The following is a 16755-nucleotide window of genomic DNA, read 5'->3' as shown; positions in this document are numbered from 1 at the left end:
CAACGCCGCAGCGGGGCTTTGTCACTTCATCTTGAAGCGCACGCCGAGGCGGAAGGTACGGCCGAGCAGGTCCGAGAAGGTGCTGTTCGCGGCGAGGCCGGTTTCGGGCAGCAGCAGCGGATCGGCGTCGAACAAATTGGTGACGTTGAAGAAGATCTCCGCCTCCGAGCCGCTCTTGACGGCGACCTTCTGGGTCAGGTTGAGGTCGACGTAGAACGTCCCCTTGACGTGGTTGTTGTCATAGGTCGGTGCCTGGCTGGTCGAAGTCGGGCACGCTGACGTGCATTCGATCGCATTGGCCAGATATTTACCCGAGCTGACCCCGCGGCCGACGAGGGTGCCGGAGAAGGTCGGCGTCTCGTAGTTGAGGCTGGTGCGGAAAATCCACTTCGGCGTGCTGGCCTGCCCGCCGTTCGCGCCGACGGTGTTGACCGGCGTGACGCCGGTGATGCCGGTGTCCGAGAGATTCTCGATATAGCGCGTCGCGGTGCCGCGCAGCGTGACGCTGCTGTCCCCGCCGACCGGCAGGCGATAGGCGGCGTCGAAGTCGATGCCGCGCACCAGCTTTTTGACGAAGTTGAACGGCTGGCTGCGGATCAGCAGGTACGGCACGCGCGGCGGGCCGGGCTGCGCACGCGCCGGATCCTCGGTGATCGCAGCGCAATATTCCTGCCGCCCCTCGTCGCAGCGGTTGACGATTTCCTGCGCTGTGATCGTGTCGATCGCATCGTCGAGATCGATGCGGAAATAATCGACCGACGCCGAGAAGCCGGGCAGGAAACGCGGGGTGATCACCGCGCCGATATTCCACGAATCCGCCTTTTCAGGCTTCAGGTCGGGGTTGCCGGTCGTGAGGCCCGAATAGGGGAAGAATTGCGGTCCGCTGGTCGGGTCGCCCGCGACGAATTTGGGGTTGCGTACCGAATCGCTGTTCGCGGTACCCGCCTGGAACAGCTCGTTCAGGTTGGGCGCGCGAATGTCGCGCGACCGCGTCACGCGGAAGCGGATATCCTCGATCGGCGCCCAGGTCGCGCCGAGTTTCCAAGTGGTGACATAGCCCGAGGTCGAATAATCGGTCGCGCGCACCGCGCCGTTGAACTCGAGGCCAAAGCCCAACGGGACCACGGTCTCGAGATAGGCTTCCTTCACATTGTAGCTGCCCTTGAAGGGCAGATAGTTGCCGACCGACCAGGCGTTGCGGAAGCCGGGCCGCCCGGTGCCGTCGACCGTCGCGATCGGCTGGAATTCCTGCGGAACGCTGCCGCGGATCTTCTCCTTGCGATACTCGGCGCCGATCGCGATGCTGACGTCGCCCGCCCAGGTAGCGAAGGGCGTCAGCGACAGGTTGGCGCCGGTGACGAACTGTTCCAGCACTTGCTTGCGATACGGATCGCCGAGCACATAGTCGATCGCCGCCGGATTGGCGACGCCGATGCCGAGGCGATTGAGCGGGACGCAGTTCGGATCATTGTTGGTCGTGCTGGCGTCGACGTTGATCAGGCACTGGATCGAGCCCGCAGCATAGCCACCCGCGTTACCGGCGGGGGCGAAGGCGGCGTCCGACGCCGCGGTCATGCGCGCGACGTGCATGATGTTGCGGAGCTGTTCGCGAAGGTCCGAGCGGCCATATTGGCCATAAACGTCCCAGCGCGCCGGCTTGTCGAACGCGTCGAACTCGCCCTCGGCGCCAACGACGTAGCGCTGCACCGCGCGCTTGTTGTTGATGCCGCGGAACGGCAGGTCCGCCGCGGTCGTCGTGATGCTGATGCTGTTGACGCCCGCGAGGCGCGCGGCACCCAGCGTTTGCAGCGCGAAGGCGTTGCAGGTCGTGGGGACGGGGACGACGGTACAGCCGACCGTGCCGAGCGTGGCCGAACCGAGGTTGGGGCCGGCGTTGAAGAAGACTTCCTGCTTGTTGTACGACCCTTCGGCGAAGATTTCGACACCGTCGGCGACCTCGTAGCTGAGGCGGCCAAAGACGCCCCAGCGATCGTCCTTGGGCGCGAGGCCGATGCGGCGGCCCGAATCATTGAGGCGCCAGTCGCCGCCGACGGTGCGCGTCACTGCAGAGCCGCTGTTCAGCGCCGGCGAGTTGAACGAGCCATAGTTGAACTGGTTGACCTGGCCATTGTCGCCGAAATAGAGGCCGCGCAGCCCGTTGTTGTTGCCCGCCGAACCCGTGATGAAACCGCCCGGCGCCTGGTTGGTCTGGCCGGCGTTCTGGCGGAAGGTGATGAAGGCCGGCTGGCCGTTGCCGACGCCGTTCGTCACGACATAGGCCGGGTTCGCGAAGGCCAGATAGCCGCGATGGTTCCACGGCCGGTCCTTCGGATCGATCTCGTAGATGCCGTCCTGATGCGCGATCTCGGCGTTGAAGATGGCGTGGCCGCGACCATCGGCGAACGACAGGCCGCCCGCGACGCTGCCCGAATAGTTGAAACCGTCGCCCTTGTCGGTGACGCCGATGTCGCCGGTGATGCGCAGCCCCTCCATCTTCTTGTTGAGGACGAAGTTGACGACGCCGGTGACGGCGTCGGAGCCATAGGCCGACGATGCGCCGCCCGTAACGACCTCGACGCGATCGACGAGAGCCTGCGGGATCGTGTTGATGTCGACCCAGCCGAAGATCGTCGAACCGACCGAGCGGCGGCCATCGACGAGGACGAGTACGCGGCTTTCACCGAGGTTGCGCATGTTGAGCGCGTTGATGCCCGCCGAGCCGTTCGAGATGTTGAGGCGCGAGTTGGCGGGCCGCGTCGAGCCGGCGAGTTGCGGCATCTGGTTGACGAAGTCGGCGATATTGTTCGACGGCGACGTATTCTGAATATCCTGCTGCGTCAGCACGACGAGCGGGGTCGGGGCCTGGAAGCCGTCGCGCGCGACGCGCGATCCGGTGACGATGATCTGGTCGCCCGGCGCCGCTTCGACATTCTCGGTCGTGGCGGTCGCCGCGTCCTGCGCCAGCGCCGGGGCGCTATGGACCAGCGCGATGGCGGTCATGGCGGCGCCGAGGCGAGCCTTTCGGCTCAGCGGCAGGCGAATTTGTTCACGATTACGCATGTTATGCAGTCCCCTTTTTATTTCCAAGGGATGAGCCGCACGCCGCCCGAGGCGTGTCCCGGCGCAGCGCCGGGTCGGCTTACCCTATTGTCCCACCTGACTGTTCCGGCGGATGTCTCGCTCCGCCTTCTTATGTTCTATGATATCCGTTCGTACGGCCCTGCTATCGCGACGGCCAAGGCGCGCGGACAGCCGGTTCCATGACAGCGAGGTTACAGGGTGGCGGCAGCAGGTCAACAGCTAGGCTAATAACCTGAATATATGGATATATAGCTCAAGGGAATGATGTCGCCGAAACGCGTTGAGCCGCGCGCAGATAGCTTGCAGTTATAGGGCGCTGCGTGCTTGTTATGGCATGGCCGCCCTGCCGTGCGATAGGCTGGACTTTCGTCCATCCCCATTCCTTGTCGGAGAGACATGTTGATCCAGCGCCGTGCGTTCCTGCTGGCTTCCGCCGCGCTCGTTGCGATGCCCGGAAGCCTTTTGGCGAAACCGAGGGTCAAGGGTGCGACGCGCACCGCCCGGTTGTCGGGCGCGCGCGCGCCGGTCGAGGTGATCGAAGACGAGCTGGGCGTGCCGCACGTCCGCGCGGCGTCGCTGCACGATGCGTTCTTCGGGCAGGGCTATCTGGTCGCGCGCGACCGGCTGTTCCAGATCGACATGGAACATCGCCGCGACATGGGGCGGATGGCCGAAGCCTTCGGACCGCGTTTCGTCGCCGCCGACAAGGCGGCGCGGCTGTTCCTGTATCGCGGCGACGTCGAGGCCGAACTGGCGGCGCTTCCGCCCGACGTGCTCGAATGCGCGCGTGGTTATGTCGCCGGGGTGAACGCGCGGATCGACGAACTGGCGGCCGATCCCGCAGCGCTGCCGCTCGAATATGGCATCCTCGGGATCAGCCCGCTGCGCTGGGATATCGCCGACTTCGTGCGCAACCGCGGGATCGGCATGGGCGACGCCGACGACGAGGTGCGCCGGGCGCAGCTCCAGGCGCGCGGGCTTCTCGAAGCCGACGAGTTGATGTCGCCGCTGCGCCCCGCATGGTCCTTCACCATTCCCGAAGGGCTCGACTGTGCGGCGGTGAGCGAGGCCGACCTTGGCGTCCTCGATCCGGCAAATCGTCCGACCGCTTTCGACCCCATTCAGGAGGCGCAATTCGACGCCGAAGGGCGCCGCGCCGACCGCTTCGCGCTGGGCAGCAATGCCTGGACCATTTCGCCGTCGCGCAGCGCGACCGGGCGGCCGATCCTCGCCAACGACCCCCATCTCGGCATCGGGCGCGCGAGCCCGCGTCATATGTGCCACCTCTCGGCGCCGGGGCTCGATGTCATCGGGGCGGGCGCGCCGGGGCTGCCCGGCATCATGCAGGGGCACACCGATCGCTTCGCCTTCGGGCGCACCAATTTCCACATCGACCAGACCGACCTGTTTATCCTGCGCACCAAGGAGGGCGATGCCGGTCGCTATTGGCACAAGGGCGAGTGGAAGGCGTTCGAGACCTTCGAGGACGAAATCCTCGTCAAGGGCGCGCCGAGCGAGCGCGTTACGCTGCGCTATGCCGCGGGCCGCCCGATCGTGTCGCAGGACGCCGCCCGAAACCGCGCGGTCGCCTTTGCCACGGTCAGCATGTTGCCCGGCGCCAACCAGCGCTTCGCGATCATCGCGATCAACCTGTCGAAAGACTGGGCCTCGCTGCGGCAGTCGTGCAAGCTGCACGTGTCGCCGACCAACCTCCATTATGCCGACATCGACGGCAACACCGGCTGGCAGACGATCGGTTTCACGCCGCGCCGGCCGAAGCACGACGGGCTGTTCCCGGCGCCGGGCGACGGCGATTTCGACTGGACGGGTATCTTGCCGGTCGAGGATATGCCGCATGTCTATAACCCGCGCGAAGGCTGGTTCGCGTCGGCGAACCAGATGAACCTGCCGGCGGGATATCCGTATCGCGAGCGGATCATCAGCTTCAGCTGGAGCGACCCCTTCCGCTACGACCGCATCGCCGAGGTGCTGCGCAATCAGCCGAAGCACCGGATCGAGGACAGCGTCGCGCTCCAGCACGACGTCCAGTCGCTTCCGGCGCGCGCGCTGCTGAAGCTGCTGCCCGCCAGCCCCTCGGCCGACGCCGCGCCGGCGGCCGCTTTGCTCCGGCGGTGGGATTGCGGGATCGAGGCCGACAGCGCCGCGGCGCTGCTCTATGAAATGGTGATGCCGGCGCTATCGACGGCCTTTTACGACCGGATCGTGCCCGCCGCGGCGCGCGACCTGATCCCTTCGGTGAACCTCTCCGAGATGCTGCGCATCCTCGCCTCGCTCGACAAAAGGCTGGGCGACGATCCCGCAGCGGCGCGCGATGGGCTGGTCGACGGAGCGCTGGCCGCGGGATGGAAGAAAGCGGTCGAACTCGGCGGTGCCGATCCCGCAGGATGGAAATGGGGCGACCTCCACCGCGTGACGATCGCGCATCCGCTGTCTGCGTCGCACCGCGCAATCGCCGCCGCCTTCCCGAATATCGCGGGCGGCCGGTCGGGCGGCGACGGAACGACGCCGATGGCGCGCGGTTTCAACCCCAAACGCAGCTTCGACGTATCGCACGGCGCGAGCTATCTCTTCGTTGCCGATGTCGGCGCGTGGGACAACAGCCGCTTCCTGCTGCTGCCCGGCCAGTCGGCCGATCCGCGCTCACCGCACTATCGGGATTTCTATCCCAAGTGGCTTGCGGGAGCGATGCAGCCCCTGTGGTTCAGCAAGGCGGCGGTCGAGCGGTATGCCGCGTCGCGGCTCACCCTGACGCCCGCCGCCGACTGACCTAGAGCGCTTCGGCGATCGCGACGAGCGCGCGGTCGACCGCGGCGGTGGCCTGCGCGGCGTCATCGTCGGGCATGTCGTTGGCGAGCGCCGAGAAGATCAGCGTCTTGCCGCTCCGCGTCGTCAGATAGCCCGACAGCGCGCGCGATGCGTTGAGCGATCCCGTCTTGGCGAACAGCTTGCCCTCGAGGATCGTGCCCTTGAACCGGTTCTGCAGCGTGCCGTCGTGCCCCGCGATGGGCAGCGTCGCGCGCCATGCCATGTTCCACGACTGGCGCGTGATCCAACCGAGCAGGCCGACCGCGGCGCGCGGGCTGATACGGTTGTAGCTCGACATGCCCGACCCGTCCGAAAAGTCATAGCTGGTCCGGGGGAGTCCCGCCTCGGTCATCACCCTGTGCATCACCGCCTGCCCGTCGGCGATCGAGCCGCTGCCCGCGTGCCGCGCGACGCGGCGCAGCATCAGCTCGGTGTGGAGATTCTGGCTCTCCTTGTTGATGCGCACCATATTGTCGGCGAGCGACGGGGCGGGCAGCTCGGCGAGCATCGCGGGCTCGGCGGGCAGGGTGGGGGCTGCGCCCTTGCGGTTTTCGGGGTCGTCGGCGGCGGTCAGCGGGCGGTGGCGGACCATCGGCTCGCCATCGACGGTGACGCCGCGCGCGCGGAGCAGCTCGCGCATCCGCCATGCGGCATAATGCGCCGGGTCGTCGATGCCGTAGCGAAGCGTCATCGGCGCGACATCGGCGCCGACCGTGCCGGTCAGGCGAAGGATGCGGCTGTTCGGCATGCGGTCGGCCTCGATCGCCTCTTCCTTGCCCGCGACGGTGACGATCCGGTTTTCGATGGCATAATAGCCCGGCGCCTGAATAGCCGGCGCGGCGCCGACCGCTCCCGGCGCCAGCTTCAAGACCAGCTCATTGTCGTCGAGCGTCAGCGCCGACACGCCGGTGCCGTAGCGCGACTGGATATTGTTCCAGCTCATCCCGGGGCTCCAGCGCTCGTCGGGGAACCAGCTGTCGTCGCCGACGATGTTGCGGACATGGCGCGTTTTTGCGGCGACCGCGTCGGCGAGCGTCTGCAGGCAATCGCTCTTGCAGTCGTCGGCGCTCGAAAGCACCGCGTCGCCGCGTCCGTGCAGCACGACATCGGTCGCGCCGTTTCCTGCGGCTTCGAGGCGGACGCCGGCGCCTTTCGCCGTCTGCTGGAGCAAAGGCAGTTCGGCATAGGCGATCGCGGTCGTGAACATCTTGGTGTTCGATGCGGGGATGAAGCGCTGGTCGGGGGCGATCGACACCAGTATCTCGCCGTCGAGCGTCGTGACGAGCATGCCGAAGCGCGAACCCGGGGGGGCTTCGGCCAGCTTCTGTTCGACCAGGGTCTGGAGCGGGACGGGCGCCGGGGCTGTCCGGGCATGGGCCGAAGCCAGGGAAAGCGACAGTGCGAGCGCCGATGCGAGGGCGAAGCGTCCAATCGATGTCGTCATATTATGTCCGTTCGTCCCAAGCTGAAATGACGTGCTCGCCCACGGCAGGGCGGAGCGTCGCGATGCCGCTGTCGGCGTGGCGGGTCGGGTGGACCCGGTTGGTGAGCAGGGTCCATGCAAGGCCGCGCTCGAAATCGATCCACAGGCCCGTGCCGGTAAAGCCGGTATGTCCGATGCTATCGGCCGAGCAGGCGTCGCCGCCGTGCCATCCGGCAAAGGCCCGCTCCCAGCCGCAGGTGCGATGGCGCTCGCCCGCGGTGCGGATTTCGGCGAGCATCGCCGGCGACAGGATTTCGCCGGCCATCAGCGCGCGCGCGAAGCCGAGCACGCCGTCGACGGTGCCGAACAACCCGGCGTGGCCCGGCGCCCCGCCGAGTGCGAAGGCATTTTCGTCGTGCACTTCGCCCTTCAGGACGCGGCCGCGCCAGCTGCAATGCTCGGTCGCGACGGCCGGGCCGGGGGGCGGGCCGAAGCCGAGCCCGTCGCCGAGCGGCCAGTCCGAGAGCGGTGCGCCGGTCAGGCGCTCGATCGCGATGCCGAGCAGGATGAAGTTGATGTCCGAATAGACCGGCGGTCCGTGCCGCCATTCGCGCTGGAGGACGAACGCGCGCAGCCGCGCGGGATCGCCGCCATAGGTATAGAGGGGCTCGACCGCGGGTAGGAAGCTGCGGTGCATCAGGCAGTCGCGAAAGGTCAGCCGGCGTTCGGCGGCGTTCGCGACGTCATATTGGCGGAGGTCGGGGATCGCGTCGGTCAGCGGCCGGTCGAGATCGAGGCGTCCCTGTTCGGCGAGCCTCAGGATCATCACCGTCGTCGCGATCACCTTGCTGAGCGAGGCGAGGTCGAACCAATGGTCGCGGGTCAGCGTCTCGCGTTCGGGGACGAGTGCGGCCATTCCGGCGAGGCGCACGGCGCTTTGGCCGTCGGCGCCCACGACGCCGAGCGCCGCGCCGCGGATGCGGCCGCTTTCGACCGCAGCGAGCGCGGGCGCGAAGCCCTGTTCGCAAATCGTCTCGATCGTCATGCCGCGATGCGCCCCTTCACCCGCGCGATCACGGGTAGCAGGAAGATCGCCGCGAAGCTGAGCGCGCCCGATAGCAGGAAAAATCCGTCATAGCCGATCTGCGTCTGCATCGACCCCGACGCGCCCGCGAGCAGGCGCGGGAGCAGGAAGGCGAAACCCGACAGCAGGGCATATTGCGCCGCAGGATGCGTCGGGCTGACGAGCATCGAGAGATAGATGACGAACACGGTGCCCGCGAAGCCATTGCCGAACTGGTCGATCGCGACCGAGGTGTAGAGGACGAAATCCGAGGGCGCGCTGTACGCCAGCCAGACATAGATCCAGTTGCCGACGGCGGCGGTCACCGCGCCGATGCCGAGCGCCCAGCCGAGCGACAGCCGTGTCGACAGAAAACCGCCGAGCGCGACGCCCGCCATGCTCGCCGACAGCGCGACCACCCCCTGCGCGACGCCGATCTGGTGCAGGCTGTACCCGCGATCGTTCATCAGCACTTGCGAGAGCGTCAAGGTCAGCACGTCGCCCATGCGGTAGAGCGACACGAAGGCAAGCACCGCGAGCACGGCATAGCCGTAACGCCAGAACAGCTCGACATAAGGCGCGGCGAAACCCGATTTGCGGGCGATCGCGTCGGCGCTCAGGCGGTTGATACGGGGGAGGGCGAGGCCGAGCAGGACGAAGGGGAGCAGGGCGACGGCGAGAACGATGGGGGTGACATTGGTCTTCGCCGAAATGCCCGCCCCCTGTGCCGCCGACAGGAGGAGCCAACCGATGCCTGCCGTGACGAGCGTCGCCGCGAGCAGGATGACGAGGCTGGCGCCCAGACCCGTGAGGAGCGCCGTGACGCGGCCGTTCGCGCCTTCGCGCGCGGGCCGCATCGCGGCGAGGATCGGGAAGGGTGCGAAGGCCGCCACGGCGACGACCAGATAGGCGACCGTCCAGTCGGCCCAGGCGGCAACCAGGACCGCGCCGCTGCCCGCCGCGACCATCGCGCTGCGATAGCCCCACAGGTTGGCCGCGACGATCGGCGCCTGTTCGGCCTGCGTGGGGGCGAGTTCGATGCGCCAGCCGTCGGCGGCGACCTCCAATGTCGTCGTCCAGAAGGCCAGCAGGATCGCGAACAACGCGGTCAGTGGCAGGCTTTTGTCGCTGGACGTGAAGGCCATCGCGACCATTGCGGTAAAGATGCCGAGCTGCGACAGCATGATCCAGCCGCGCCGTCGCCCCCAGAAGCGCGCAAAGCCCGGCACGTCATAGCGCTCGATCAGCGGCGCCCAAGCGAATTTGAACGTCGGCAGCAGCGCGATCCACGCGAAGAAACCGATGATGACGATGTCGACGCCATGTTTCGACAGGCGGAGTGCGAGCACCGCGTTGAACATGTAAAAGGGCAGGCCGGCGGCAAAGCCGAGCAGCAGGTAGAGTCCGAGCAGGCGCCGCGCCGATGGCTTGGCGGGCGGCTGATGCTCCCAATCGACTGGAAGGGCGCTGGTCACGGCGTTCGCGTCGATTGCCGACGCGGTCACGCGCTCGCTCCGCACGCGACCGGACGATCGTCGTGAACCATGCCTTGCTGCAACAGCGCCGCGAATGTGCGGCGAAGAAACCCTCTCATCGACCCGTTTGCCCCGATCTTGTCTATGCCGACGTCAAGCGCGCGACCTTCTGCAAGGCGGGGCGGCGCGTCAAGCGCGGCGACGATCGTCGGCTTCTTCGTATAACTTTCGGCTATAGCTTCGCATCGTCTTTGAAGGCGCATCGATCCCGAACTTCTCGCATGATGCCCTTGTCCCCCACCAGAGAGGCACTTCATGATCGCGAGCCCCTATCTTCTCTACCTCGGCCATGTGAACGACGAAGTCGGTATCAAGACTTCGCGCGGTCTGGCGGTGTTCCGCCCCGACGAATGCGTCGGCGAATTCCGCCACGACGATTGCGAGCTGACGCTCGGACTGCCGCGCATGGGCTTTGCCGAAGCGGTCGCCGCGGGTGCGAAGACGCTCGTCCTCGGCATTGCCAATCCCGGTGGTAAAATGGGCGACGCGCTGGTGCGCGATGCGCTGGCCGCGGTCGAAGCCGGACTCGACGTCGCATCGGGGCTGCACAACCGGCTGCGCGACGAACCGGCGCTGGTCGAAGCCGCGGCGCGCCATGGCCGCCAGCTCCACGACGTGCGCGACCCGCGCCCCGACATTCCCATCGGCAATGGCAAGCCGCGCGCCGGCAAGCGGTTGCTGGCGGTCGGCACCGATTGTTCGGTCGGCAAGATGTACGCGACCTTGTGCCTCGAAAAGGGGATGCGCGCGCGCGGTATGAAGGCCGATTTCCGTGCGACCGGCCAGACGGGCATTTTGATCGCGGGTAGCGGCGTGCCGCTCGACGCGGTGATCGCCGACTTCATCTCGGGCGCGATCGAACAGATTTCGCCCGCCCGCGACGATGACGGCTGGGACCTGATCGAAGGGCAGGGCTCGTTGTTCCACCCGTCGTTCGCGGGCGTGTCGACCGGCCTGCTGCACGGTGCGCAGCCCGACGCGCTGCTGCTGTGTCACGATCCGGTGCGTCCGCACATGCGCGGCCTGCCGCATTATCCGATGCCGGGTCTCAAGGAGACGCTGGAAGCGAACCTGCAGGTCGCCCGGCTGACCAGCCCGCAGGTGCAGGCCGTCGGCGTCGCGCTCAACACCTCGAAGCTTTCGCCCGAAGAAGCGGTGCGCCTCTGCGCCGAAACCGCCGATCTGCTCGGACTGCCGTGCACCGACCCCTTTGCCCATGGCGTGGACCCCATCATCGACAGGATCAATGCATGCTTCGAACCATCGTCGCGCGAAGCGACGCTTTCCCTCTAGCGCAGCCCTTCCGCATTTCGCGGGGGGTGAAGACGGTGGCCGATGTCGTCACCGTCGAGATCGCGGCCGATGGCGCGACCGGGCGCGGCGAGGCGGTGCCTTATCTGCGCTATGGCGAAACGATCGCGGGCGCGCTCGATGAAATCGCGAACGCGCGCGGCGCGATTGCCGACGGGGCGACGCGCGACGAACTCCTCACCTTCATGCCTGCCGGCGCCGCGCGCAACGCTGTCGATTGCGCGCTGTGGGACCTCGAAACCCGGTTGACGGGACGCAGCGTCACCGATCGCCTCGGCCGGCCCGATATCGCGCCCACCCCCACCGCGATGACGGTCAGCCTCGACACGCTCGATGCGATGGCCGCCGCGGCGCGTGCGCTCGCCGATGTCCCGCTGATCAAGATCAAGGTCGATCGCTCCGATCCCGCGGCGCAGATCCGCGTCGTGCGCGACGCGGCGCCGAACCCGCGGATCATCGTCGACCCCAATGAAAGCTGGACGATTGCCGAGGTCGAAGGGTTGCAGTCGCTGCTCGCCGAACTGCGCATCGACCTGCTCGAGCAGCCGCTGCCTGCGGGCGAGGACGATGCGCTCGAGGGATTCCGGTCGCTCGTCCCGATCGCGGCCGATGAATCGGCGCATGTCGCTGACGACGTCGGCGCGCTTGCGAGCAAATATCAGGTCATCAACATCAAGCTCGACAAGACGGGCGGGCTGACCGGCGCGCTCGCGCTCGCCGATGCCGCCGCCGCCGCGGGGCTTGGCGTGATGACGGGCAGCATGATTTCCACCTCGCTGTCGATCGCCCCGGCGCTGGTCGTCGCGGCGCGGTCGAGCTTCGTCGATCTCGATGGCCCGCTGTGGCTGGCCGCCGACCGCGCGGGCGGGGTCAAGGGTGTGGACGGCGTCTTGACGCCGCCGGAAGCGGGCTTTTGGGGAACGATTTAGCGTCTTTGTAAAACAACCAAAAAACGGGGTGTCGCAATGATCCGGTATATCAAGTCCACGACGGCAGTGACCGCGCTTTTGTCCGCGACAGCCCTCGCGGTGCCGTATGGCGCCGCCGCGCCGCAGGACGGGGCCGATCTCGTCCTCCGTGGCGGCACGATCTACACCGGCGATGCGGCTCCGTTTCGCGGCGATGTCGCCATTCTCGGCGACCGGATCGTCTATGTCGGGCCGAAAGCGCCCGGCACCGCCGCGAAGACGATCGATGCGACGGGGCTGATCGTCGCACCCGGCTTCATCGACCCGCACGCGCATGTGAACGATGCGCTCGCATCGGGCGACCCCGCGGCGCGGCTGGTCCTGCCGTTCCTGACGCAGGGGGTGACCACCGCCTTTATCGGCGTCGACGGTTCGGGCGACCCCGATGTGGCACGCACCTTCGGCATCACCAGCGCGGGCGTGCCGGGCGCCGTCGCGGGGCTCGAGCAATCGTCGCGCGACTTCGGGATCAATTTCGCGACCTATGTCGGCCTCGGCGCGGTGCGCGCGAAGGTGATCGGCGCCGACGACCGCGCGCCGACCCCGGCCGAACTCGGGCAGATGACCGCGCTGGTCGACACCGCGATGTGCCAGGGCGCGCTCGGGCTTTCGACTGGGCTTTTCTACGCGCCGCAGAGCTTTGCGAAGCGCGACGAGGTCGTCACGCTGGCAAAGGCGGCCGCCGCACGCGGCGGGGTCTATGACAGCCATATTCGCGATGAATCCAGTTATACGATCGGGCTGAAGGGCGCGGTCGAAGAGGCGCTGGCGGTCGGGCGCGATGCCCGCATCCCGGTCCATATCGCGCACATCAAGGCGCTCGGCGTCGACGTCCACGGGCAGGCCCCGGCGATCATCGCGCAGATCGAGGCGGCGCAGAAGGCGGGGCAGATCGTCCATGCCGACCAATATCCCTGGTCGGCGTCGGGGACCGGGCTGTCGGCGGCGCTGCTGCCGCGCTGGGCGCAGGATGGCGGCCGTGCGGCGATGCTGAAGCGCTTTGACGACAGCGCGGCGATGGCGCGGATGCGTCCCGAAATGGCAGAGAACCTCCGCCGTCGCGGTGGTCCGGCGTCGCTGCTGATCACATCCGGCCCCGCGGGTTTCGAGGGCAAGACGCTTGAGCAGGTCGCCAAGGATCGCGCGATCGATCCCGTCGACGCGGCGATCCTCATCCTGAAACAGCGCGAGGCGGGCGTCGCGTCCTTCAACCAGGACGAGGCGGATATCGCCGCCTTCATGAAGCGGCCGTGGGTGGTGACCAGTTCGGACGCCTCGCAGGGTCACCCGCGCTATTATGCCTCCTTCGCGCGCAAATATGCGACCTATGTCAAGGACAAGGCGGTCATCGACCTTCGTACTTTCATCCGGCAGAGCACCGCCACCCCGGCGCGGATGTTCGGGCTCGAAGGGCGCGGCGAGCTCAAGGCCGGTGCCTTTGCCGACGTGATCGCATTCGACCCGGCGACCTTCGCGCCGCGCGCCGACTATGCCCGGCCGACCTTATTCTCGACCGGGATGCGCTTCGTCACCGTCAACGGGGCGCTGGCGATCGAAGATGGTGCACCCACAGGGCTTGCGGGCGGCCGGCCGCTTCCGCGCAAAGCGGCCGGCACAGGCTGCAAATAATCAGAGCAGGAGGACAAACCGTCGCGACAGGCGGGTCCAACGGGCGTTCTTCACGCCCATGAAAACAGGAAAAGGGGAAGATATGTCGAGATCCACGTCGATCGCATCCACCACGGCACTGGCGGTGGCGATGCTCTGGAGCGCGCCTGCATTTGCACAGGACGACCTGTCCGACAACGATGCGAGCGTCACCGAGGCGCCAACCGAGATCACCGTGACGGGCACGCGCATCCAGCGCGACGGCTATCGCGCGCCGACCCCGCTCACCGTCCTCAATTCGGAGGATATCGAAACTTCGGCGCCGGCGAACATCGCCGACTATGTTAACGACATCCCCTCGCTCGTCGGAAGCCACACGCCGGCGAGCACGAACCTCAACATCAGCGCGGGTACCGCGGGCGTCAACGCGCTCAACCTGCGCGCGCTCGGCACGGCGCGCACGCTCGTGCTGCTCGACGGGCAGCGGTCGGTCGGATCGACGCTCGGCGGGCTCGTTGACGTCAACACCTTTCCGCAAGGGCTGATCAAGAGCGTCGAGATCGTCACGGGCGGCGCGTCGGCGGCCTATGGATCGGACGCGGTGTCGGGGGTCGTCAACTTCATCCTCGACAAGGAATATACGGGGATCAAGGGCACCGCCGAATATGGCATCACCAAATATGGCGACGCGCCGAGCTATCGCGCGTCGCTGACCGCGGGCACCGGCTTTGCGGGCGGCCGCGGCCATTTGCTGCTGAGCGGCGAAATAGCGATCAAGGAAGGCTTGCACGGCGTCCCGCGCGACTGGAACAACCGCGGCTGGTACATGATCAACAATCCCGCCTACGCCGTGGGCAACGGCCAGCCCGAACGGCTTATCGTGTCGGGTGCGGGGCTCAGCCAGGCAACGCCGGGCGGGATCATCACCAACACCGCGTTTCGCGGCACCGTCTTCGGGCAGGGCGGCGCGGTCAGCCAGTTCAACTATGGCACGGTGCGCGATCCGTGGATGATCGGCGGCGACTGGGAATCGACGCAGGTAAACGGCTTCCAGTCGCTCGACCCCGAAGAAAATCGCAAGAGCGCCTTTGGCCGATTGAGCTTCGAGGTAACCGAGGGGCTGAACCTGTTTGTCCAGGCCTCCTACGCCAAGTCGAAGAACCTCGGCTGGCTGGGTGTCCAGCTCAATCAGGCGAATGTGACGATCCGCTCCGACAACGCCTTCATCCCCGAACCGCTGCGTACGCAGCTCGCCAATGCCGGGGTCGCCCAGTTCACGCTCGGGACGACGAACGCCGACCTGCCGATCCGCAAGAATGACACGAAGCGCGAATTGCAGCGCTATGTCGTCGGCGCGAACGGCGAATTCGACCTGTTCGGGTCGACCGCGCGGTGGGACGTCTATTATCAAAAGGGCATCAGCAAGACGCGCGAAATGGCGCGCGATATCACGAACAACGCCCGCCTCGCGCTGGCGCAGGACGCGGTGTTCGCGCCCGCGGGCAATGCGCTCGGCGTCCCCGCGGGCACGATCGTCTGCCGCTCGTCGCTGACCAGCCCGACCAACGGCTGCGTCCCGTACAACCGGCTCGGCATCGGGGTCGCGAGCCAGGCGGGGCTCGACTATGTCCTCGGCAATCCGTTCCGCGAGCAGAAATTCCAGCAGGACGTCCTTGCCGCCAACCTGTCGTTCGACGCCTTCGACCTGCCCGCGGGGCCGGTGTCGGTCGCGATCGGCGGCGAGCATCGGCGCGAGAAGGTGTCGGGCGAGGTGCCGACCGAATTCCAGTCGGGCTGGTTCGTCGGCAATTTCCTGCCGAGCTTCGGCAAATATAATGTCAGCGAAGCCTATCTCGAACTGCTCGTTCCCGTCATCGACGGACTCGATTTCAACGGCGCGGTGCGCGGCACCGACTATTCGACCTCGGGCTATGTCACGACGTGGAAGGCGGGGCTGACCTATGAGCCGATCCCCGACATCCGCTTCCGCGCCACTCGCTCGCGCGACATTCGTGCGCCCAACCTCGGCGAACTCTACACGGCGGGGTCGACGCGCATCAACGTCCTGATCGATCCGACGCAGAATAACGCCTCGGTACAGTTCGCGGGGACGACACGCGGCAACGCGTTGCTCAAGCCCGAACGCGCCGACCAATGGGGCGTCGGCGTGGTCCTGCAGCCGCGCTTCATTCCGGGCTTCGCCTTTTCGGCCGACTATTATGACATCAAGATCGAGGGCGCGATCGGATCGGTCGCGGCGCAGACGATCGTCGACCGCTGCGCCGAGGGCGTGCAGGCCTTCTGCAGCGCGGTGGTCCGCGGACCCAACGCGTTCGGCAACAATCTGCAGGTGTTCGAAAGCCCGTTCAACTTCGCGTCGCAGCGCGCGAAGGGCATCGACTTCGAAAGCTCGTACCGCGTTCCGGTGGGGGCGGGCGACCTGACGCTGCGCGCAATGGCGACGCGTTACATCAAGAATTATTTCGACAATGGCATCGATGCGCCGACCGATACGGTGGGGCAGAATGCCGCGGGCGGCGCGCCCAAATGGCTTTACCGCGTGCAGGGCACCTATGCGAACGAGGGTTTCACCTTCAACCTGACCGGCCGCGGCATCAGCAGCGGCGTCTATGACAACAGCTTCGTCGAATGCACGTCGGGTTGCCCCGCGTCGACCGTCACCAACCGGACGATCGACAATAACCGCATTAAGGGCGCCTTCTACCTCGACGCCGCCCTGTCCTTCGATGTCGAGGTCGGCGAGCGCGAGCTGCAATTCTTCCTGAGCGCGAACAATCTGTTCGACAAGGATCCGCCCGTCGTTGCGCCGGGACCGGCAGGCAGCGCCTATGCGACGCCCGCGACCAATCAGGCGCTCTACGACCTGCTCGGCCGGACGTACCGCGTCGGCGTCCGCTTCAAGATGTGACGGGAGAAAGA

General features: G+C 66.9%; 9 protein-coding genes. 5 read left to right on the top strand and 4 right to left on the bottom strand.

All coding sequences use genetic code 11. The features are described 5' to 3' along the window. Window positions 1–21 precede the first annotated feature (21 nt). A complete protein-coding gene (locus VGN62_RS08590) occupies window positions 22–3060 on the bottom strand; it encodes a TonB-dependent receptor plug domain-containing protein (RefSeq protein ID WP_327452727.1) in 3039 nt (1012 codons plus the stop codon). A gap of 417 nt (window positions 3061–3477) precedes the next feature. Between VGN62_RS08590 and VGN62_RS08585 the strand changes: the two genes are divergently transcribed. Beyond that, window positions 3478–5868 (top strand): penicillin acylase family protein, encoded by a 2391-nt coding sequence (locus tag VGN62_RS08585; protein WP_327452725.1) that lies wholly within the window; start codon window positions 3478–3480, stop codon window positions 5866–5868. A gap of 1 nt (window position 5869) precedes the next feature. Here VGN62_RS08585 and dacB read toward each other — a convergent pair whose 3' ends face one another. From dacB to VGN62_RS08570, 3 genes are read right to left on the bottom strand one after another with little or no spacing between them, the layout of a single operon-like run. Continuing rightward, entirely contained in the window at window positions 5870–7351 is a 1482-nt protein-coding gene (gene dacB, locus VGN62_RS08580; protein WP_327452724.1) for a D-alanyl-D-alanine carboxypeptidase/D-alanyl-D-alanine endopeptidase, read from the bottom strand. 1 nt (window position 7352) lies between these two features. Further along, complete coding sequence (locus VGN62_RS08575; RefSeq protein WP_327452722.1) at window positions 7353–8375, bottom strand: serine hydrolase domain-containing protein; 1023 nt, start codon at window positions 8373–8375, stop codon at window positions 7353–7355. Then, window positions 8372–9898, bottom strand: coding sequence for a permease (locus tag VGN62_RS08570; protein WP_327452720.1), 1527 nt, complete (start codon window positions 9896–9898; stop codon window positions 8372–8374). The genes VGN62_RS08575 and VGN62_RS08570 overlap by 4 nt, the downstream gene beginning before the upstream one ends. Before the next feature lie 285 nt (window positions 9899–10183). Between VGN62_RS08570 and dgcN the strand changes: the two genes are divergently transcribed. The 4 genes from dgcN (at window position 10184) to VGN62_RS08550 (ending at window position 16744) form a co-directional block, all read left to right on the top strand. Continuing rightward, on the top strand, window positions 10184–11221 hold the full coding sequence (gene dgcN / locus VGN62_RS08565; RefSeq protein ID WP_327452718.1) for an N-acetyltransferase DgcN: 1038 nt from the start codon (window positions 10184–10186) through the stop codon (window positions 11219–11221). Beyond that, window positions 11179–12168: an N-acetyl-D-Glu racemase DgcA gene (dgcA, locus tag VGN62_RS08560; protein WP_327452716.1), complete on the top strand. Its 990-nt coding sequence runs from the start codon at window positions 11179–11181 to the stop codon at window positions 12166–12168. The genes dgcN and dgcA overlap by 43 nt, the downstream gene beginning before the upstream one ends. A 36-nt stretch (window positions 12169–12204) precedes the next feature. After that, complete coding sequence (locus VGN62_RS08555) at window positions 12205–13836, top strand: N-acyl-D-amino-acid deacylase family protein (protein WP_327452714.1); 1632 nt, start codon at window positions 12205–12207, stop codon at window positions 13834–13836. Between the two features lie 82 nt (window positions 13837–13918). Continuing rightward, window positions 13919–16744, top strand: a complete 2826-nt coding sequence (locus VGN62_RS08550) for a TonB-dependent receptor domain-containing protein (RefSeq protein WP_327452712.1) — start codon at window positions 13919–13921, stop codon at window positions 16742–16744. The last annotated feature ends 11 nt before the right edge of the window (window positions 16745–16755 follow it).

The organism is Sphingopyxis sp., assembly GCF_035998905.1.
In the GTDB taxonomy this organism is placed as follows: domain Bacteria; phylum Pseudomonadota; class Alphaproteobacteria; order Sphingomonadales; family Sphingomonadaceae; genus Sphingopyxis.
The sequence above is the reverse complement of the archived record's forward strand: the minus strand, read 5'-3'. Positions and strand labels throughout refer to the sequence as shown.